Origin of the sequence: Bacillus cereus group sp. MG9 (assembly GCF_040459995.1) — a bacterium.
In the GTDB taxonomy this organism is placed as follows: domain Bacteria; phylum Bacillota; class Bacilli; order Bacillales; family Bacillaceae_G; genus Bacillus_A; species Bacillus_A mycoides.
In genome coordinates this window covers 1,875,229-1,897,188 of the sequence record NZ_JARVHC010000001.1, presented here as the reverse complement: position 1 = coordinate 1,897,188, position 21,960 = coordinate 1,875,229, and the positions used below count along the sequence as shown (strand labels likewise).

Genomic DNA, 21,960 nt, shown 5'->3' with positions numbered 1-21,960 from the left:
AGACTTGCAATTATCATATTATGCATTCATTTTTTGTTGTAAAGATTCAAATAACTGCCCCATCGTAATATTTCTCAACACTTCTTCCATCGCAGATTGCGCCTGAACTAAAATAACCTCTAAAACAGCTTGAATATTCGCCCCAATTGGACAGTCTGGATTCGGTTTTTCATGAATGTGAAATAGTTTGTCTTCTTCCACTACATTCACTGCATGATACACATCTAACAATGTGATTTCATGTAAATCCTTTAATAATCCCGCGCCACCTGGTCCGCGATTTACGTAAACAAATCCAGATTGTTTCAAGTAAGACATTATTTTACGAATGACTACCGGATTTGTATTTACACTCTCGGCCATATAGTCTGAAGTGCAAACTGAAGATGGATTGTTTTTCAAAATAGATAAAATATGAACAGCTATAGAAAAGCGGCTACTAATTTTCATCGTGATCACCACCTCGATGTAATCATTATAGTTACAACCGGGATATAAGTCAATCCTTTTTACAAATTTTTTAAAGCAAATAAAAAAGTGCCCCATTACAATATATGAGACACCTCTTCTTATTCTGCAAACAAGTCTTGAAATTCTTCAATAAATAGCTGCACAGCGATTGAAGAATCCTTTAATGAAGGAACAGCTAAAGCAATTTCTCTCCATACTTGTGGTTCCAATTCTCTCGTTTGTATATTCTTTGGTAAACTCGTTAAAGATAACTCAGCCAAAATTGCGATTCCTAATCCTTCTTGAATCATATTTAAAGCTGTTGTAACTGTGGAAATTATATATTCAGCCCGAAGTGGTACGTTCGCTTGTTTAAACATATCGATAATGGGTGGTTCGTACCCACCCTTACATAATATGATAGGTTCATTCTCTAAATCACCTATTGTAATAGAATCGTTCTTACAAAGAGGATGATCCTCTCTTAAGACAACAACCATTTTCCCCTTCGTTAAGGGCACGATCTCCATATCTTTATTAGGCAAAATAACAATTCCTATATCAACAACCCTCGATACTAACCAATCTTCAACTTCTTTAATCGTGCCTTCACAAAGAACGACTTCTAAGTTCGGATACTTCTCCTTAAAAAGATTTATCATTTTGGGTAAGAAATGTGCAGAAGCACTCGGAAAACTCCCAATTCGAATCGTCCCAACTTCGTGCCCTTTCTCCATCGCTACTTCTTGTCCAATCTTCTCAACGCCGTTTAAGATTTCTCTAATATGTACAAGAATTCTATTTCCAACATCCGTAACGATTAGCCCTTTTCGTTTATCGCGTATAAGAATGGTAACTCCTAACTCTGACTCAATGCTTGAAATCGCATGACTTACAGCTGGCTGTGTCATATTTAACATCCCGGCAGCCTTCGTAAAACTCCCTAATTCAACCGTTTTAATTAAAACTTGAAGTTGTGTAATGGTCATAACTAATCACTTATACTCCTTATAAAAAAGATTCATTTTATTTATCATAGTCGATATCATATCATAGTGAAATGGAATACAACAAGGAGGGATTACAGTGACACAGCTTTCTCGAACTAAGACTGCCATAATCCTTACATTTCTCGTTATTATGTGGGGAATTAATTGGCCGTTATCAAAATTCGCTCTGCATTACACACCACCCGTACTCTTTGCAGGGATTAGAACATTAATAGGAGGATTTATCTTACTTACTTTCGCATTACCGAAATACAAACAATTAAATTTAAAGGAAACTTGGCATTTATACTTTATTTCATCTTTACTCAATATTATTTTGTTTTACGGACTACAAACTGTCGGACTTCAGTATATGCCCGCCGGACTCTTCTCCGCAATCGTATTTCTCCAACCTGTCTTACTCGGCATTTTCTCATGGATTTGGCTTGAAGAATCTATGTACGGCTTGAAAATTTTCGGACTTATTCTTGGATTTATTGGTGTTGGGGTTATTAGCTCTAGTAGTTTAACTGGACATATTTCTATTATCGGTGTACTACTTGCTTTAGGGTGCGCTATCGGCTGGGCACTCGGCACAGTATTTATTAAGAAAACTGGACACCGTGTTAATGCCATTTGGATGGTAACACTTCAGCTTATTATTGGCGGACTTTGCTTAATCGGATTTGGTTCAGAATTTGAGAGCTGGTCTAACATCGCTTGGAGTATACCATTTGTAAGTGTACTACTATTCATCTCGTTCTTTGTTATTGCAATGGGATGGCTCGCTTACTTTACACTTGTAGGAGCTGGTGAGGCAAGTAAAGTTGGGGCTTATACGTTCCTTATCCCACTGATCGCTATTATTGTAAGTTCAATTTTCTTACATGAGGCCATTACAATTAGCTTATTCATCGGACTTTTATTTATTATCGTAAGCATTTGTTTTGTAAATATAAAGCCGAAAGCACTTGCTGTAAGGCAGCAAGTTGAAGTGAAATAAATAGATATGAGAAAGAGTCTACCACTTGTAGGCTCTTTCTTTTTTACCATTTTATCAGTACAGTCACTTAACATCTTAGCAAAAGGAAAATTTTCCTTTTTTATTGTATGATGATAATTAAGTAGAAAATAGTATCTCTAATACATATGTATGGACTAACAATTCTAGTCATAAGGGGGAATTATATGGTTTTACAGTATAAAGAATTTGGAGATTCAAGCTCTCCACTTATGGTTTTTATTCATGGGGGCGGAGTCAGTGGATGGATGTGGGACAAACAAATTAAACATTTTACTAACTTTCACTGCCTTGTTCCTGATTTACCCGAGCAAGGGGAAAATAGTAGTAAGGATCATTTTTCAATACACTTTAGTGCTGAAAAAATCATTGAATTAGTTGAAGAAAAAGGACAAGGTAAAACTGTTATAGTAATCGGTTTTTCGTTAGGTGCTCAAGTATTAATTGCAATGCTCAGCATGAAACCAAACTTAATTCAATACGCTATGATAAATAGCGCATTAGTTAAACTAATTCCTTTCGCTAAAACATTAATAAGATCCCTTGGCTTAACCTATCCACTTATAAAGAGTAAGACGTTTTCCAAAATACAAGCAAAATCAATGTACATAGATGAAACACAATTTGATAACTATTATCATGAAAGTTGTCAAATAAGTAAAAATACATTTGTGAGGATATTAGAAGAAAATATGTCGTTTACAATACCAAAAGGTTTCGAGAATGCTAGTAGCAATATATTAGTGACTGTTGGAGAAAACGAAAAAAGAATCATGAAAGACTCGATGACTGCAATCCTTGAAAGCAATCCTACTTGCACAGGTATTATCATTCCTAAAATCGGTCATGGAATCCCTTTAGCAAATCCCAAACTATTTAATACTTTAATTGAAAACTGGCTTAAGCATGATAACCTACCAGAAGAAGTAATGACAGTCAATTGAGTTCCTTATCTTAATAAACCATGTTGTATTTGTAGCTCTAATCCCCCTCGAAGCTGCTTAATCTCAAAATTTTATTAACAAAGGTCTCATTACTTTCAATGAGACCTTTCAATGTTCCCTACTTTTTACGACGTACTACAAAAACACACGTACCTACGGAAGATACAATCGCTAAAACTGATAAGACAATTGCTATTGTTTGCATATTACTTGTACTTTCATTTTTTTCCACACTAGATACTTCACCATGTTCTCCTGTTAATGATGTACCTTTTGCAATCGTAGTAAGTGAGTGGGGCTTTTCAGCTTTCTCATCGCCTGTCCATTCAACAATTTCTCCATCTTTATATTGTTGATATGCATTCCAAGCTATTTGTTGCTCTTTATCTGGATTTTTAGCAACGAAAGTAAATCGTTGGAACTGACCAGGTAAAATCCCTTCTCCTGTTGCTTCCCATATTACAGTTTTAACTTTTCCAGCTGCATCTTTTTGTTCTTCCACTTTCCACCCTGGCACTGGCTCGTACTGTTGAAACTCGACTCCAGACGGTATTTTCAGTGTGACTTTTGTTGTTGCCATATTCTTTTCAACAGGTACCTTTATTGTATAAGTCTCCCAAGAACCAACGTCAGAAGTTGCTGGTTTCACAGTTACGTGAGCACTAACAGGTAACGAAAAAATCCCCATTGCAATTATTGTTGCGATCATTGTTGTTCCTAATTTTTTTATACGTTTCATTTTCTATAAACTCCTTTTCATTTATAACGTCTTTTTTATCTGCCACCTACAATAAATTTATAATCCGCATCGAAACTATCAAGAGATTTTGTTAATCCGTGAACTTGTATATTCCAGTTTCCTATCATATTAATATACATACCTTCCGCTTCATATTCTCCCGGTGACACTGCCGAAACTTTAAATGAACCTTTGCCCATATTCATATCTAAAGATTGAGTCGTCAATACAATTTGTTCCATATCAGTAACAGGCTGTCCATTCTCATCCTTCAAAGTAATATGAAATGTATTCTGTCCTACCTTATTAGGACTTACATGTAAAGTAAGTTCATATCCATTATCTAATTGTTTACTCTCTGTAAAAGGTCCCGTAGGAGGCATCGGCGGCGTTTGTACATTTGTCATAAACGCTACGATTACGAAAACGATAATTCCAATGATAAACTCTACTTTCACCGTAGCTCCTAACCTTTGCTGCGCTCGCATTCTCCCTTTCACATAATGAATAATTCCCAATATCCCCATACACACGAATAAAAGTATCTTTGCTAATAAGGCCAATCCATACTTCGTATCAAATAGGGAATGGATTGTGGGAATAAAAAATGTACTGTTAAAAAGACCCGTTAATAAAATCACTATGACAGCACCTGTTGCCCATGGTGAAAAACGCTTAATCGCATCCCAATACATAGTCCACTTGTCATCCTCTTTACGTAAAAGAAGAACAATCGATGATAGCCCCCCAATCCATAACGAAGCTGCGAATAAATGTAGAAAGTCCATAACGACAGCAATTTCTTTAAACTTTAATCCATATGCATGACTATTGAAAGCTTTCATAACCAGTAACCCCATAAATAATACAATTGGAATGCTCCATACTTTAAACGACGAAAGCCTCTCACTCTTCACTGCAAAATATGTAACAATTATAAGCGTACTAATAAGAGCCATTTGAGTGATCCATACATAACCAAAAACAGATAGCTGTAATGTTTCTTTTAATAATAAAGGATCGAATGCTTCTAACCATGAAACATCAGCATTTATTTTCGCCTGCAATGGTAGATTGAATAGTAAACTAATAAATATCCCAAATAATGATATCCATATTATTCTCTTACTCCTTGATTGAACTGAGGTTGCATTCCCTTTATACATAATAAGATTAAAGAATAGAACTCCTAAAAATAGTGAGAAACTTGTATATAGAACCCCACGTTCCATGATCATATCGATTTGCGGAACATAGCCCATCTCTTCTACTTGTATATCATCTGTTCCCGCTTCTGCTAATCCAATACGGAATGGAATAACTCCTTGAATCGGATGTCCATCAGCTGAAATAGCTTTCCACTGAATAGAGTAAAGACCATTTTTGAGATTCTCTTTTAACCCAGCCTCTAATATTTTTTTGTTTTTCTTATCAATATGTGCATCTTTTAAATCTACTCTTTTACCTGAGGTGTCTCTTACGAACAATGTATTAAAACTTGAAACTTGTATGTCCTCATCGAATTCAATTTTCACAACAGATGGTGCTTTCTTTAACGTTTCATTTTCAGCAGGATTTGATTTCACAACATACGCATGAGCAGATGCACTTTTTGGTATCAATATGATAAACACGCACGCTATTAATAGCCATGCCCCTAACCTTCGTATTACTTTCACAATCATTTCACTTCTTTCTTCTTTCTCGCTACACTTTCATTACTTTATACTTCCTAGTTTGATTCCCTGACGAAATATTAACCTGATTAAGTATTTTTTTATACAACATGACGCTTTCTTTCTCCCCACCTTTAAACTTCCAATATAATAGCAGCTACTTTAATTAAAACAACTTACATTTTTAAAGTCGATTGTTATTATATCATAAAATATATTTATGTAAGTTTCCTAAGAAGAAAAGTTCTCGTGAATCATTTGTGAAGAAAATGTGAACTACATAAATAAAAAGGTGTTACGTTATTACGTAACACCTTTTTATTTATAAATCGTGCCATTGGAGAAGGTATAGTATTCGTTGGTGTAAGTAATTCAATTCTATCACCATCCACTTCAAGAATGGCTACTTCTCCTTCCACACCTAGCACCTCACTTACGTAACGCTCTATTACTGTTCCTTACCAAACCTTTTCGTAAAAACGTATAACTATCTAGATCATGAACTACGATACCGCTATCCTAAACAAAATGAAACACTTCTTTAAGTCTCTCCATGATAGAGAACTCTCTTTATATCGCCACTTCTATATCATCGTTTTAATTATAATTAAAAGCTAACCTTTTCTATACAATATATCCTTTTATTTTTTATAGATATTTAAAGAATGCATTTATATGAAACGGCTATTCCTAAAGTATCATATTAGGAATAGCCTCAATAACCAATATCTTATCTATCTTAAAAATTAAATTTGACATTTTCAATTTCTGTATTCTCGATTACTAACCCTTCAATCTCAATATTTTCTAATTTTATTTCTTTATTTGAACTAATCGTGTCTAAGATACCTAAAAAATTCTCCGCTAATTTTTTTATAGTTTCCATTCTATACAAACTACTTGCATATTCAAATTCAAAAAACAACTCTTTTTTTCCTTTTTCTACAAATAAGGTTAAATCAAATTTCGAAATTTTATTTCTATATTGAACAGGCGTCATTTTCAAATTCCCCATTATACTTTCATTGATTTGAGATTCTTGAAAAGCTAACATTGTGGAAAATATAGGGTTTCTCCCTAAGTCTCTCTTAATTTTTAACTTATCAATAATCATATCAAACTGGTAATCTTGATTATCATACGCTTTAATTAACTGTTCTTTAATCTCTGACAAAAATTCCGTAAAGTTTTTTTTCTCAATAGGGAAACTTCTAATTGCAATAGTATTTGCAAACATACCAATGATATTTTTCAAATCAGAATGTGTCCGCCCTAAAATAGGCATTCCTACAATTATATCGTGCTGCGAGGAACATTTTGATAACAAAATACTATAAGCTGCAGACAAAATCATGTACAATGTCGTATCTGTTTCTAAACATAAATTGTCTAAACGTTGCTTTAATTCATTTCCTCCTTCAAAAATAAAACTATTTCCTTCAAAGCTTTGTATAATTGGTCTAGGAAAATCCGTAGGCATATCTAATACTGGAAGATCCCCTGAAAGTACATCTAACCAATATTTTTCTTGTATACTTGCAGCACTTGTCTTTAAAAACTCATTCTGCCAATAAACGAATTCTTTATATTGAATAGGGTTTTCCTGTAACAGTTTTCCTTGATATAATTCTGATAACTCCTGCAGTAAAATATTGACTGAATATCCATCTGAAATCAAATGGTGCATATCTGTTAAGAGCACATGTTTATGACTACTTAAGCGAATGATCTTAACTCTTACTAAAGGGGCTTTACTTAAGTCGAAAGGTTCAATAAATTCATCAATTATATTTTCCAGTTCGACATTCAGCTTACTTGATGGATTAGAACATAAATGTTCATCTAAAACAGAATAACTAATTTCTATATCCACTTCTCCCTGAATTCGTTGTTTGGGCACACCATCTACTACTTCAATAGATGTTTGAAATGCCTCATGTCTCTTTACAATCTCACAAAAAGCTTTTTCCAATTTATCCAGATTGATTTCACCTTCTAGTAAGGTTGCTCTTGGCATATTGTAACTAGTTCCAATCCCTTCCATCTGTTGTAGTGTATATATCCTTTTCTGAGCTGAAGAAAGGTCGTAATATTCGCACTTTTCCACAGGTTGTAATGACACATACTTACTTTCAGATCTTTTCTTTATATGCTTACTTATACCTCTTACTGTTGGTGCTTTAAACGCTTCTCTTAACGATATATCTACACTAAACTTTTTGTGAATTTCTGCCATTAAAAGCATTAACGACAATGAGTTTCCACCCATTTCAAAAAACGAGTCATTCATACTAATTTGCTTAACATTAAGAGTTTCTTCCCACATTTGTGCAACAGTTTTTTCAATTGGATCCTCAGGCAGTTCATAATTAGTTTTTATCAATAATTCATCCTTAATTTCTGGGAGTGCTTTAACATTTAGCTTACCATTTGGAGTCAAAGGAATTCTATCTAACTTAATAAAGATAGAAGGCATCATGTAGTAAGGAATCTTACTTGAAAGGTATTCCCTTATTCCCCACCCATTCTCATTCTCTTTCAACACAATATAAGCACATAGTATATTATTATTTTCTTTATCTTTTTTTGGAACAACAATTGCATCAAGTATCATATCGTGTTGCAACAGTACTGAATTTATTTCTTCTAACTCCACTCTATATCCTCGAATTTTTAATTGATTGTCAATTCTTCCGAGAAATTCTACTTCTTGATGGCATGTGAGCCTCCCTAAGTCTCCCGTTCTATAGAGTTTGATTTTTTCATGTCCCAAAGGTGAAACAGTAATAAACTTTTCGCTATTTAAATCAATTTGATTCAAATAACCTTCTGTCACTCCTACTCCCCCAATACAAATTTCACCAGCCATTCCAAGTGGAACAAGTTTTTGACCTCTATCCAAAATGAATATTTTCGTGTTATCTACTGGCTTTCCAATAACCGTTCCCTTGGATACAAGGTCAAAATCAGTAGCATTAAATTTGTGAAATAGAGCGCCAATAGTAGTTTCTGTAGGTCCATAGTGATTCATAATTACAGTTTGCGGATACACCCTATTAAACTTACTAATATCAGCCGACTTCACTTCTTCACCGCCCAATACGATTAACCTTAGCGCCATGCAATTCTCATAATCTTCAACCATACGATGGTTAACTAAATAATTAAATAGTGAAGGAGTCAGTTTTATATAACTTATCTTTTTCTCTTTCAAATATGTGATAAGGGTTTCTGGGAGCATATAATGTTCTTTTGGAACTAAATGTAACTCACACCCATTTAATAAAGCTGTATACAAACTTGTATATCCTAAATCAAATGCAAAGGAAGATAATAGTAGTGTTTTATCCCTATACGTTATACTTGCTTCTCGTGTGAACCATGAAATATAATTTACCAAGCTTTGATTCTTAATCGGTACCCCTTTTGGGAGCCCAGTGGTACCAGATGTATAAATAATATATATTGGATTATCAACTGTACTTCTTTCCTCTATATTTGAAGGACATTCAAAAAATAAGCTCTTATCTTCCAATTCCATAACCTCACAAGTAAAATCATTAGAAGTTACTAAGTGAGACTGGGTCAAAAGAAGAATTGTATCACTGTCTTCAATCATGCTATTTATTCGTTCTAATGGAAACTCCGGATCAAGAGGTAAATAAATTGCCCCGCTTTTAATAATACTCCATAGTCCAATGATCATTTCAATAGAAGGCTCAGCTAATAAAGCGATTACTGTATCACTTCCTGCCCCCTTCTTAATCAAGTGTTTAGCTAATTGATTTGCTTTATCATTTAATTCCTTATAAGTTATTGTTCTCTGTCCAAACACTACAGCAGTACGATTCGGATGTTTTTCCACCAGTTCTTCAAATATACGTTTAATCGTTTTTTCTTCTGGATACAAAGTATCAGTATTATTAAAAACACCTATTCTATTTTTTTCTTTCATGGTTACTAGATCAATTTCCTCAATTGGAATAGTAATGTCCTCTATGATAGTATCAATAATTTTAACGAAATGTTCCGCCATTCGTTCTATCGTTTCTTTACGGAACAAACCTGTACTATATTCAAATATAAAACGAAGTTGTCCATCCTGCTCAGTTACTTTCAGCTCTAAATCAAATTTAGATGTACGATTCGTATACTCGTACGGTTTAATTTCAAAATCACCTATTTCCGCCCTTACTGCATCAACATTTTCAAAAGCAAACATCACATCAAACAGAGGATGACGATTCACATTTTTTCGCAATTGTAGCTTATCAACGAGCATCTCAAATGAATATTCCTGATGTTCGAGAGCTTGAAGTGTGTGGCTTGCAACTTCTTTCAAAAAATCCTCAAACCGTTTCTCTGAAGTAGGATAATTTCTGAGCGCAAGTGTATTAACAAACATACCTACCACATTTTCTAATTCAGAATTCAGTCTTCCTGCCACCGAGCTTCCAATTATAATGTCTTCTTGTCCGCTATATTTAAACAATAGTATATTGAATGCCGAAAGTAATAATGAGTACAGAGTAGCTCCTTTTTGGCTTGAGATTTCATTTAATTTAGATGTATAATATGCATCCAAATTAAATTGAACTACATCACCTTCAAACATTGGCTCATCTAATCTTGGATAATCAGTTGGTAAATTGAGTAATGGTATTTCTTTTGAAAATATTTCAAGCCAGTACAGTTCTTTTAGTTTCCAGTTCCCGGATTCTATCATTTTGTTTTGCCAGTTTGAAAAATCTTTGTATTGAATTCTTACGTCTGGCAAATTATTTTTTTGATAAAGAGATGCAAACTCTCTAATTAAAATTCCCATTGATAAACCATCGGATATAATATGGTGCATATCATAAACAAGCAAATATTTCGATGATGGTAGCACCTCCACAATTGCTGCTCTGAACAAGGGCCCTTTCTCTAAATCAAATGGTCTAATAAATGTTTCAACAACACTCTCAAAATTTTGTTCATCTGCATACAAGTGTTGCAGATTCCATTCAGGATTCTGATGGATTTTTTGAACTATTTTCCCTTGTACTTGTTTAAATGATGTTCGCAAGCTTTCATGGCGATTAATTAAAGCTTGCAATGCCTTTTCTATCTGTACTATATTAACTTCCCCTTCAAGAAATACTGCTCCGGTAATATTATAGTTTGTAGATGCACCATTCAATTGACTAACAATATACATACTTTTTTGTGCTGGAGAGACTTCATAATACTCCTGTGGTGGTGCTAGACGAATCGCTTCATATGTTCCTTTTTTCCCCATCATTTCTTCAATGATTACAGCCAATTCCTTAATAGTAGGAAATGTAAATATATTTCCAAGTGGAAGTTCAACTTCAAATTCCCTATGAATTTCAGAAACAAGTGTTATTGCTTTTAATGATTGTCCCCCAATTTCAAAGAAATGATGATTAATGCCTACACCATCAGTTCCCAGTATCTTTCTCCAAATACTTACAAGTTTTTGTTGTATCGTATTATAAGGTTTTTGATACTCTTCATCAAACTCTACTTTAATCTCCATATTTTCTAGGGACTTCCGATCAATTTTTCCATTCGGACTGAGCGGAAGGCTTCCTAGTTGAATAAAATAAGAAGGAATCATATATTCAGGAAGTTTCTTCCGCAAAAACCCCCTTATACTGCATTGATTATTTGTACCATGTGAGGGGGAATCATAGAATGCAACAAGATACTTATCATTTGCTACTCCATTCTTCACGACAACTATAGAGTTTTTTATGTTATCACATTTGTTTAAAACAACTTCAATCTCTCCTATATCAATTCGATGCCCTCGTATTTTTGTTTGGTCATCCTTCCGCCCCAGAACCTCAATGTTACCATCGCAAAGTAATTTCCCCATATCTCCTGTTTTATAAAGCATTTTTCCATAATTATGATAATACGGATCTCGAATAAACTTATCCTTCGTCAACTTAGAATTGTTAATATAACCTCTAGCTAAAGGTATGCCACCTATGAATATTTCCCCCTTCACTCCAATCGGCAAAGGGTGCATGTTCTCATCAAGGATATAAATGCGCCTGTTAGCAAGTGGTTTTCCCACGGGAATAACTTTTAAGTCGGCACTTTTAGTTCTTTTTCCAGACACTTCATATAAAGTACTTGTCATCGCCGTTTCAGCAGGTCCATATGCATTTAACAAAATAATATCTTCTAAAGGTAACTGTTCCCACATCCCTACTTTCTCCGCTGGCATTTGTTCCCCACCAACTATAACGAGTCTGAGGTTACTATCTGGAATTATTTCTGGTCTTGTATACCATTCTTGTACAATTTCGCCCCAATAATTTGTAGGTAGATTAACAACTGAGAGTCCAAGTTCAACACATTTCTGAGAAAACTGATAAGGAGTCCATATATTCTTATCACGCAAAACAAGAGAACTTCCTGCAGCTAGTGTTGTAAAAATCTGTTCAAGTGAAATATCAAAACTTATCGAAGAAAACTGAAGAACACGATCCTCCGGTGTCAGCTCATAACGTTTGCAAATATCAATGGAGTGGCTTACAACTGCTTCATGAGACATCATTACACCTTTTGGTCGACCAGTAGAACCCGAAGTATAGATGATATATGCCAAATTCTGGGGTTCAATTCTAACACTCGGTTGGTTTTTTGGTTCTTCGCGCACTGAATCCCATTCTATATCAAGACAAACGGTATGCCCCTGATAATCTCTAATCTTCGACTGTAAATTATTTTGGGTGAGTAATATAGGTACTTGGGCATCTTTCAACATCAAATTTATTCTTTCGCCAGGATAATCCATATCTATAGGTAGAAAAGCTCCACCAGCTTTTAAAACAGCTAAAATTCCTACAATCATTTTAGGTGAACGTTCAACATACACTCCCACAGGTATTTCAGGCCCTACCCCTAATTTAATTAGCTTATGCGCTAACTGGTTTGAAAGTATATCTAATTCTGTGTAAGATAAACTTTCATTCCCCTGTATAACAGCAGGTTTGTTTAAATTTAATTTTACTTGATCAGTAAATAAATCCTGAAAACATTGATTCTTAGGATAATCCAATGAAGTAGAATTATTATCACTTAAAATATGTGTAAGTTCTTTTTCGGAAATCATTGAGATATTCTCTAACTTACCATCTTCGCTAACAAGCATTTCCCACAAAATATTGATTAAATGTGAAAGTATCTGATTTGCTTCTGTTTCATTTAAAAAGGAACTATTGAATAGTAGCTTCAATTGAAGCTTTGGTTGTAGATTACAATAAACAACCAAAGGATAATCCATTTGTTCATCTATACGTACTGATTTCACTTGTAATGAACCAATTCCGTCTTTCAATTTCACATCGAATGGATAGTTTTCAACAATTACAATACTCTCATACAAATCATATAAGGCAGAGCTTCTTGGCATATCAATCCAACTTCTTATATCAACGAGTGAGGTATATTCATATTGACGCATTTCAACCTGCTTCAGTTGTACATCTTTAAGCCATTTAATCAAATTTACATTTTTATTTATCTTTACCCTAAAAGGAAGAGTATTCATAAAGCAACCAATTATTGAATCCGAACCTTCTAACTCGGCCGGACGCCCTGATGAAGTTACCCCAAAAATAATATCTGTTTCTTGGGAGTAGCGATTTAAAAGAATTGCCCAAGCCCCCTGAATCATAGTATTTAGTGTAATCCGATTCTTTCTAGTAAAGTCTTGAATTATCTGTTGTTTGTCTTCAGACACTTCGTATACTACATCTCCAAAAGCAGATAACTGATTTGAATTTTTTGCAGGAAAAATATTATTGAATCGTATAGGTGTTTTAAATCCATCTAACTCGGTTCTCCAAAATTGTTCCGCTTTCTTCTTGTCTTGCCTACGTAACCAGTCGATATAATCTTTAAATGAATATACATGTCCAAATGTTATCTTTTCGTCAACACATAATGCTTCATAACACTGACCCAGTTCCTTAAAGAGGATGCTATTACACCAACCATCTAACTGAAGGTGATGATGCGTCCATACTACATCATAGGCATACTCTTCTTGCTTAATGACCAAAATTCTCATAAGTGGTGGTTTTGAAAGGTCGAATCCCTTCTTACGATCTTCCTCAATAAGTTGTTCTAACTTTTGCAATCCTTCAGATTTCGAAAAATTTGTCCAATCTAAAACTTGAAAAGGAATTTTTAGATCTTTATGAACAATCTGTACAGGTTCTTCTAGTCCTTCCCAATGATATGATGTTCTTAAACTTTCATGTCTATCTAAAAGTTTTTGCCAAGCCTTTTCAAATATCTCAATATCTAGTTTTGATTTTATTGAAAATATTGTTTGCTCCACAGTTACTGACGATTTTGGTGAATAGATATGATGAAAAACCATACTTTGTTGTACTGGTGAAAGCATGTATATATCTTCTATATTTTTATATACCTCAATCCATTCATCAATTTTCTTTTGATCTATGGAGACAAGTGGGAAATCTGAAGGCGTCAAATATGTACCTTCTTTTGTTTGACAGTGGTCAATTATATCCTTCAAATTGTTGACAAAGTCCTTTGCCAAGCCTTGAATGGTTTCAACCAAATGACTATTCGCACTATATTTCCATTCTACACATAATTTTTTATCAACGATCATACATTCAATTTCAAGCAAGTGACTTCTAATTCCATTCAAATCACGGGTTGGTCCTGTATTCACATCCGCTATATTAAATAACTGCTGTTTTTTAATTGCTTGTTCGAACTGTCCTAAATAATTAAAGCTTATTTGTGCCCTTTTCCTAGACGAAATTTGCCCTCGCATCTCTTTCTCTGCTAAGTAATATAAAATTTCATAACCAATTCCACCATTTGGTATAGCACGATACCGCTCTTTTACTTGCTTCAATATTTCTGCTATGCCCTTCTCTTTTTCAATGTCGCCCATAACAATAGGATATACACAAGTAAACCATCCTACAGTTCTTGAAGTGTCGTACTCTTTTAACAAAGGATTCCTACCATGGCCCTCCAAATCAACTAGTGTTTCACCACTCCAATTTGCTAATGTACTAGAAAGTGCGGAAAGCAGAATATCATCAATTCTCATTTTAAATAATTGATACGTGTCATGCAGTAAATACTTTGTTTCTTTCTCCGTCAACATAAAAGAAAGTGTACGAGCAGAGTTTTCATCATTTCTCCCCCCTTCCATGTCAATAGGTATAGTATTTACAGAAGAAGGGACATTGTTCTTCCAAAAAGCAAGTTCATCTTTTAATTGATTGGAATAAGCATATTCATAGAGATGCTCAGACCATTTTTTAAAAGAGAGGCCTTTCACTGGAAGTTGAACAGAGCCACTATTTGTAAGCTGTTCATATATCATCTGTAGAGTGTCCAGCATAAGTCGCCATGAATATCCATCTATTACAAGATGATGTACTGTTATAAACAACCTTCCTTTTTCCTGATCCCCGGAATCAAAATATGCAACTTTAATTAATGGCCCATCTGTAATGTTTAATTCATACTGCAATTTTGATAAAATTTCATGCATATGACTATTATTAAAATCATGTAATTCAAATAACACATTCTCATCGGACTCTGAATAAACTTGAATCCATTCTCCAGCCCTTTGATAATAACGGAGCCTAAAACTATCATGATAATTTGTAAGTATACGAAAACTTTCATGCAACAAATTCGGATTTATACCTGCTCGTGTTTCCAATAGCACAGATTGATTCCAATGATGATAATTTTCCAAATCTTGCTCAAAAAACCACTTTTGAATCGGTGTAAGAAGCACTTCTCCAGTCTCAGGTTCTTCTATTTGATCTTCACTATAGCTTTCTTTAATATCTGCAATACAATCCGCCAGTTCTGCTATCGTTTGGTTCTCAAACATCTGACTCACGGTAATCTCTATACCCTTTTGAAGCGCTTTACCTACTATTTGAATACTTAAAATTGAGTCTCCTCCCAACTCGAAGAAGTTATCATGTATACCAATTTCCCCCTGATGTAGACCCAATACTGCAGACCATACCTCTACTAGTTCTTCTTGAACTTTATTTTTTGGAGCAACGTAACCTTTATAAGTATGAATTTGAGGAGCCGGTAAGTTCCTTCGATCAAGCTTTCCTATGGAAGTTAAGGGCAGACTCTCTAGCTGAATATAGTATGACGGAAGCATATAATCTGGTAATTCTTTTGCTAAAAATCCCTTAAGTTCCTCCATGTTAACCTGAACATGGGAAACGATATATGCACAGATAACTTTTTTCCCATTATTAATTTCCCAATCAATTACAGCAACATCTTCAATGTAGTTCCTTTTTAATATTAAATTATGAATTTCTGAAAGTTCAATCCGATACCCTCTGATTTTCACCTGATGATCCTCTCTTCCAAGAAACTCGATTTCTCCGTTTGGAAGCCATCTTCCTAAGTCCCCTGTTTTATACATACGATCATTTGGATTAAAGGGATCATTCATAAACTTTTCATTTGTAAATTCTGGTAGATTCAAATACCCTCTTCCTACACCGTCTCCAGCAATATACAACTCACCAGGAACACCTATTGGACTAATATTTTTATCTTTATCTAATATATAACATCTAACATTTGAAATCGGCCGTCCTAAAGAGACGGTATTTTCTGAACATTCAACACTTAAAGCATCCACTGTCGTTTCTGCTGGACCATAATTATTATATAATTTATATCCTCTATCAATCAGTGCATCTTTTAATGATTCTTCTAGTCTTTCTCCACCTGAAATAACTGTGTGTAAACTCTGCAATTTGCGATCATGACATAATAATTCTTTTAATACAGTCGGTATGAAATTAATAATATGAATTTCATGTTGATCAACATAATCACAAAAATGCTCCTTATTTAAAATTAAATTCTTTTCGGCTATATGTAATGTCGCTCCATAAAGTAATGTACCGAAAAAATCCTCAATACTCGGATCAAACACATAATTTGTTAGTTGTAATAGATTTGTTTTTTCCGTTATATTAAATGTTTTTCCAAACCACTGAACAAGATTAACAACATTTCGATTTTCTATCATTACACCTTTAGGTTTTCCTGTAGTACCTGAAGTATACAAAACCGTAAATAAATCATTCGGACTAAGGTTTACTTTTGGTAGAAGAGTCTCACCCGAAATTTTTCTACTATTATCCAATATAAAAATACAATCATTGTTGAATTTTCCAATTACATAGTCGTTTTTATTAATTACATCCTTACTGGTCAATATGAACTTTGTTTGACTATCCTGTATCATATACATTTTCCTTGACTCTGGATATTCTGGATCAATTGGCAAGTATGCAGCTCCGACTTTTAAAATAGCAATTATCCCTATTAGCATTTCAATTGATGGATCCGTCATGATTCCAATAATCTCACCCTTTTTCACTCCTTTTCTAAGCAGTTCATTTGATAAGTTATTGGATATGTCATTTAATTCTTCATAAGTCATAGTCCTATTTTTATATACAATCGCAACATTATCCGGGGTTTTCATCGCTTGTTGCTCAAACAACTGACTAATCGTCAACTGATGTGAATATGTTTTACGAGTATTATTAAATTCCAAAAGGATTTGTTTTTTCTCTTCAATAGATACGATATCAATCTCTTCTATTTTTTTATGAGGATTTTTTATGACTGCTTCTGCAATTATAGTAAAATGCTGAGCTAAACGCTCAATTTTAGATGATTCATATAATTGTTCGTTGTAACTGAAACATATCTCAATATCTTTGTGCAAACTTATACTAATAGATAAGCCATAATTAGTCATTTCAAAGGTGGAATATGAGTTCAAAGCGATTCTATTTTTGTTTGTCAGTATCGTCTGATCTAAAGGGTAGTTTTCAAAAACAACAATAGTATCAAAAAGGTCGATTTCCGTATCCAATTCACTATATTTTTTTATATCTACTAAAGATGATGTCCCATACAATTCCCAATCCTGCAATGTCTTATTTAACTTTTTGATAAGTTCTATAGATGTTTCGCTAGAATCCTTTTTAACTCTTAATGGAACTGTATTTATAAATAGGCCTACCATTTCTTCAATCCCATTAAATGTTCCTGCTCTACCCGAAATAGTTGCGCCAAAAATAATGTCATCGATATTATGATTCTTTTGTAGCACAATTCCCCATAAACTATAAACAAGGGCGGCAAGAGTAACTTCATTTCCCTTCGCAAATCCTTCCAACTTATCCCTTGAAAATTGAATACGATACTGATGATCTTTTCGAATTGATTTATGTTTCTTTTTTGTTACTTCCAATCTATTTTGCGAGTTAAATCCTTTTAAATACTCTTGCCAAAATACTTTCTGCCCTTCTTTATCCTGTTTTTGAATATATTTAATAAAATCTTTATATTTTTTTTTAGTAGGCAGATTGTAAGTTTCTGATTCACTAAGGCATCGATATGCGTTTAGGAATTCTTTTAAAATAATTCCATTACTCCAGCCATCATATATAATATGATGATTACTTATAATCATTTCATGTCTTTCTTCTGCTAATATGCACAAAGTAACCCTGAATGGTATTTCTCGAAGGTTAAACTTTTTTTCACGATCTTTAACTTTTATCTCTTCTAGTAAAATATTTTTTTCACTTTCACTCTTGTGTGTAAGATCAATTATTTTAATATGAGGGGTATGTTCTTTCAATACTATTTGAACAGGAGTTTTCACTTTTTCCCAACGAAATAGTGTACGTAACTGCTCATTTGTTTGGACAACCGCGTCCCAAGCTTTCTTAAACAATCCTGCATCAACTCTACCTAAAATCCCCAAACATATCTGTTCAAAATACTCATCACTTTGAGGATTTTTTAAGTAGTGAAATAACAACCCTTCCTGTATTGGTGTTAAACCAAGAATATCTTCCAAATTTTGTTTATCCAATTTTATCATCATTGAGCTCCTCCTTGAGACAATCAAATGAATCTAAATAATTATGCTTCTTCATATTTTCTATAATTTCTCCTCTTTCCATCTTGATAACTTTATCCGCGATATGAAAATACCTATCATCATGAGTAATAGCAATGATAGCTTTTCCTTTTTCCTTTAATTCAGCCAATAGTTCTGTATAGAAAAAATGTCTAAATTCAGGGTCTTGATCTGCCGCCCATTCATCAAATAGATAAATAGATTTATCCTCTAAATAGCTAATTAATAGTGCTAGTCTTTTTCGTTGTCCTGTTGAAAGTTTAGTTGTACTAAATTCTCCATTTTGAATTTGTACTTTTTCATCGATACGTAATATTTTCAAATATTTTTTTATTTCTTCTTCCTTTGAGCTATAGTCAATACCATAGACTTTTGTAAACAAATAAAAATCACTAAATATTGCGGAATATAGCTCTCTTAACTGTTCCTGATTTATTTCTTGATTGTTAACAAATATGTTTCCGCTATTTGCAGAATACAAACCTGTAATTAGTTTAGCAAGAGTTGATTTACCACTACCATTGCCACCGGTTATAAATACAACCTCTCCTGATTTAAGTTCAAAATTAATTGGCCCAACTTGAAAAGGTTCTCCATGTTCACTTTCGTATTGATATACTACCTCTTTAATCTCCATGTTTATTTTACTTTGAGGTATCAAAGTACTGTTTACGTCTGTCTTATTAGTTTCGGTTTTTAAATACCTTGAAAAATCATTTATTCTCTTCCAACTAATTTTCATTTGAATCGCATTAGGGATAGTATTGAGTATACTATGTAGAGGTCCTGTCATATAAAGAAAAACAAAAACATAGCTTCTTAAAAACTCACTCTGTACCCCTTTAAATAAAAGCGGAAATAAAAATGTAACAGCCCCAATTACCATAACAAACAGCAATTCACCAATAATAAAAACATTAGCAAACTTAAGACCACCTTGAATCCGCTTATCCTTATAATCCTCACAGCTCTCTTGCATCCCTTGTCCAAACTCTTCTCGTTTTGACTTTCCTATGCTTAACTCTTTATAACCGCCAATGAGATCGTTTATATATCTAAAAAAAGTGTTTTGGATGTTTCTTGTTTGTTCCCAAAGATTATTAGCTGATTTTCCAGCTACATAATACATACCTGCTGCAACCAAAATAACTGCAATAGAAACAAGCAGTCCATAAACATTAATTACTCCCAAATAAACCAAACAACATAAAAGTGTAATTGAATCAGTCAAACCAGTAATTATGGTGGCAGCATAATTACTGATAGCTTCTGTATCATTATTTAAGGTGGTTTGAATTCTTTCTGACTCTATTTTTTCAATTTTTTCATAAGGATTTTTTAATATATCGTTAATTAACTGGGTCCTTTTTTCATAAATCAGATTATTTGTAATGGTAATCAACTGCGTCCGTACCAATTTTTGCGCTAATACATAAGTAATAATTCCTAGCAAAAAATATAAAAACAAACTATTGTTGCTTGAATAATTACTTCTAGTTAAAGCTTCATTAATAATAAAAATAATCATCGCATTTCCAAAACCACTGGTTACACTCAACACAAAAATCGGAAAAAAATTTTTCTTATTATGCAAAGGAAAAACAGTTATTAAAGATAAATATAGGCAGAACAGTACAATACTAATTAAAGTAGCCCATACCGCAAAACTCATACTGATAGGTAACCAAACATTAACAAAATCCCAAGAAAGTCTCCCGAAAAATACAAATGGAATTTTATAAAGGGCATACCCAGCTAAGAACGCAAACAGAAACGTTATAAAGGGAATACAAATACTTTTAAATTTATTTTTTTCCAACTTCCTTTTTTTCTTATACACCTGAATCATAACTATGAAAATGAAGTATAGAGTAATAATTGAAAAAGGAACCATAAACAAAAGTACAGTAACAGAAAAGGCATCAATACTCTTATACGTATCTTTACCGTTTGTCACCACACTCTCCCCCACAAGTGTGTCCATAATAGCCTGGCCAATATTTTGAGTGTACTCGGAGTTCATGTTAGCCATCACCGCAACTCCTAACTTCTCTTGAGGATGAAATACAACGAAAGAGGAGAAATTCGGATTACTTCCTGCATGTGATATTTCACCAGGACCATTTTGAAAAACTTGCCACCCTCCGGCATAAGAAGAGCCATCCTCAGATGGTGGAACTGATCTGTTTGGTATATGTGTACTATAAATTGCCTTTTGGTGATCATCACTTAGCCCATATATCCCAAGCTGCATACGAAGCCACTTTTCCATGTCTTCATTATTTGAGATAAAATAACCTGCGGGTGTATTTCCTCGATAAATAGGTGCATTAAACTCTATAGGCTTTAAAAAACCTATTTTATATCCCTTTGACATATCATATTTAGCGACATCTTTTCTAAACAAAAAAGTATTACCCATATTAAATTGGTTTAATATATTATTCTGAACGTATTGTTCAAAAGATTGATTGGTAACTTTTTGTATAACTAATCCTAGAATATCGTAGTTAATACTGGCATAATTGAATTGCTCTCCTGGATATGTCTCCAATTTTTGATTTAATATTTCTCTAACTGTATTTTCCAACGCATCATTGTCATTTGAGATAGGTATGTCTCCAATGGTATGAAAAGGGATCCCACTCGTATGATATAAAAGCTGTTCAAGAGTTATTTCAACATTTTTATTAAGTTGTTGTCCTTTATAATTACCTTCATATATCATTTGAAACCACTGCAAATATTTGCTAACAGGGTCCTTTAAATCAATTAACCCCTTTTGAACAAGTTGATATATTGCGAGAGCTGTAAACGCCTTACTATTCGAACCGATTTCAAATAATGTTTTTTCCGTTACACGTTGCTTTGTCTCAAGATTTGAATAGCCAAAACTTTTTTTATATACAGCTTGATCACCTTTGACTACTATCACTGACATTCCAGGAATTTTGGCTTCTTGCATTTGTTTTTTTATAAGCGAGTCTAGTTGTTCTTTATCGTTTTCTGTAAACATTCTATCATTCTCTGCATTTGCTATTTGAATCCCAAATAGCATCTGTACATTTAATAATATTACAAGGGTAATCAAAACAATTTTTACTCTCATCATGATTGAATGAC

Annotated in this window: 8 protein-coding genes and 1 pseudogene; 2 read left to right on the top strand and 7 right to left on the bottom strand. The window is 33.6% G+C overall.

Going from position 1 to position 21,960, the window contains the following annotated elements; translation table 11 throughout:
• Positions 1-18: 18 nt before the first annotated feature.
• Positions 19-450, bottom strand: coding sequence for an Rrf2 family transcriptional regulator (locus QCI77_RS09625; protein WP_002064865.1), 432 nt, complete (start codon positions 448-450; stop codon positions 19-21).
• 119 nt (positions 451-569) lie between these two features.
• On the bottom strand, positions 570-1,439 hold the full coding sequence (locus QCI77_RS09620; RefSeq protein WP_113769347.1) for a LysR family transcriptional regulator: 870 nt from the start codon (positions 1,437-1,439) through the stop codon (positions 570-572).
• Positions 1,440-1,536: 97 nt separating this feature from the next.
• Here QCI77_RS09620 and QCI77_RS09615 point away from each other — a divergent pair, with 97 nt between their 5' ends.
• The gene (locus tag QCI77_RS09615; RefSeq protein WP_002086216.1) at positions 1,537-2,442 is read left to right on the top strand and encodes a DMT family transporter; all 906 of its coding nucleotides are present in this window, start codon (positions 1,537-1,539) and stop codon (positions 2,440-2,442) included.
• A 185-nt stretch (positions 2,443-2,627) separates the two neighbouring features.
• Positions 2,628-3,404 carry an alpha/beta fold hydrolase gene (locus tag QCI77_RS09610; RefSeq protein WP_012260759.1) on the top strand — a complete coding sequence of 259 codons (777 nt, stop codon included), beginning with the start codon at positions 2,628-2,630 and terminating at the stop codon, positions 3,402-3,404.
• 118 nt (positions 3,405-3,522) lie between these two features.
• Here the strand turns inward: QCI77_RS09610 and QCI77_RS09605 are convergent, their stop codons facing one another.
• The 5 genes and pseudogenes from QCI77_RS09605 to QCI77_RS09585 form a co-directional block, all read right to left on the bottom strand.
• Positions 3,523-4,143: a YcnI family copper-binding membrane protein gene (locus tag QCI77_RS09605; protein WP_002031295.1), complete on the bottom strand. Its 621-nt coding sequence runs from the start codon at positions 4,141-4,143 to the stop codon at positions 3,523-3,525.
• Positions 4,144-4,178: 35 nt separating this feature from the next.
• A complete protein-coding gene (locus QCI77_RS09600) occupies positions 4,179-5,828 on the bottom strand; it encodes a copper resistance CopC/CopD family protein (protein ID WP_113769349.1) in 1,650 nt (549 codons plus the stop codon).
• A gap of 305 nt (positions 5,829-6,133) precedes the next feature.
• A pseudogene (locus QCI77_RS09595) lies at positions 6,134-6,329 on the bottom strand (VOC family protein); the annotation flags it as partial.
• 229 nt (positions 6,330-6,558) lie between these two features.
• Positions 6,559-18,798, bottom strand: a complete 12,240-nt coding sequence (locus QCI77_RS09590; RefSeq protein WP_353824820.1) for an amino acid adenylation domain-containing protein — start codon at positions 18,796-18,798, stop codon at positions 6,559-6,561.
• On the bottom strand, positions 18,782-21,949 hold the full coding sequence (locus QCI77_RS09585) for a cyclic peptide export ABC transporter (protein WP_353824819.1): 3,168 nt from the start codon (positions 21,947-21,949) through the stop codon (positions 18,782-18,784). The genes QCI77_RS09590 and QCI77_RS09585 overlap by 17 nt, the downstream gene beginning before the upstream one ends.
• Positions 21,950-21,960 lie beyond the last annotated feature (11 nt).

What these genes read in the sequence shown, in the direction of transcription:
- QCI77_RS09625 (WP_002064865.1), bottom strand. Translation starts at nt 450, where the DNA reads ATGAAAATTAGTAGCCGCTTTTCTATAGCTGTTCATATTTTATCTATT.
- QCI77_RS09620 (WP_113769347.1), bottom strand. Translation starts at nt 1,439, where the DNA reads ATGACCATTACACAACTTCAAGTTTTAATTAAAACGGTTGAATTAGGG.
- QCI77_RS09610 (WP_012260759.1), top strand. Translation starts at nt 2,628, where the DNA reads ATGGTTTTACAGTATAAAGAATTTGGAGATTCAAGCTCTCCACTTATG.
- QCI77_RS09605 (WP_002031295.1), bottom strand. Translation starts at nt 4,143, where the DNA reads ATGAAACGTATAAAAAAATTAGGAACAACAATGATCGCAACAATAATT.
- QCI77_RS09600 (WP_113769349.1), bottom strand. Translation starts at nt 5,828, where the DNA reads ATGATTGTGAAAGTAATACGAAGGTTAGGGGCATGGCTATTAATAGCG.
- QCI77_RS09590 (WP_353824820.1), bottom strand. Translation starts at nt 18,798, where the DNA reads ATGATAAAATTGGATAAACAAAATTTGGAAGATATTCTTGGTTTAACA.
- QCI77_RS09585 (WP_353824819.1), bottom strand. Translation starts at nt 21,949, where the DNA reads ATGATGAGAGTAAAAATTGTTTTGATTACCCTTGTAATATTATTAAAT.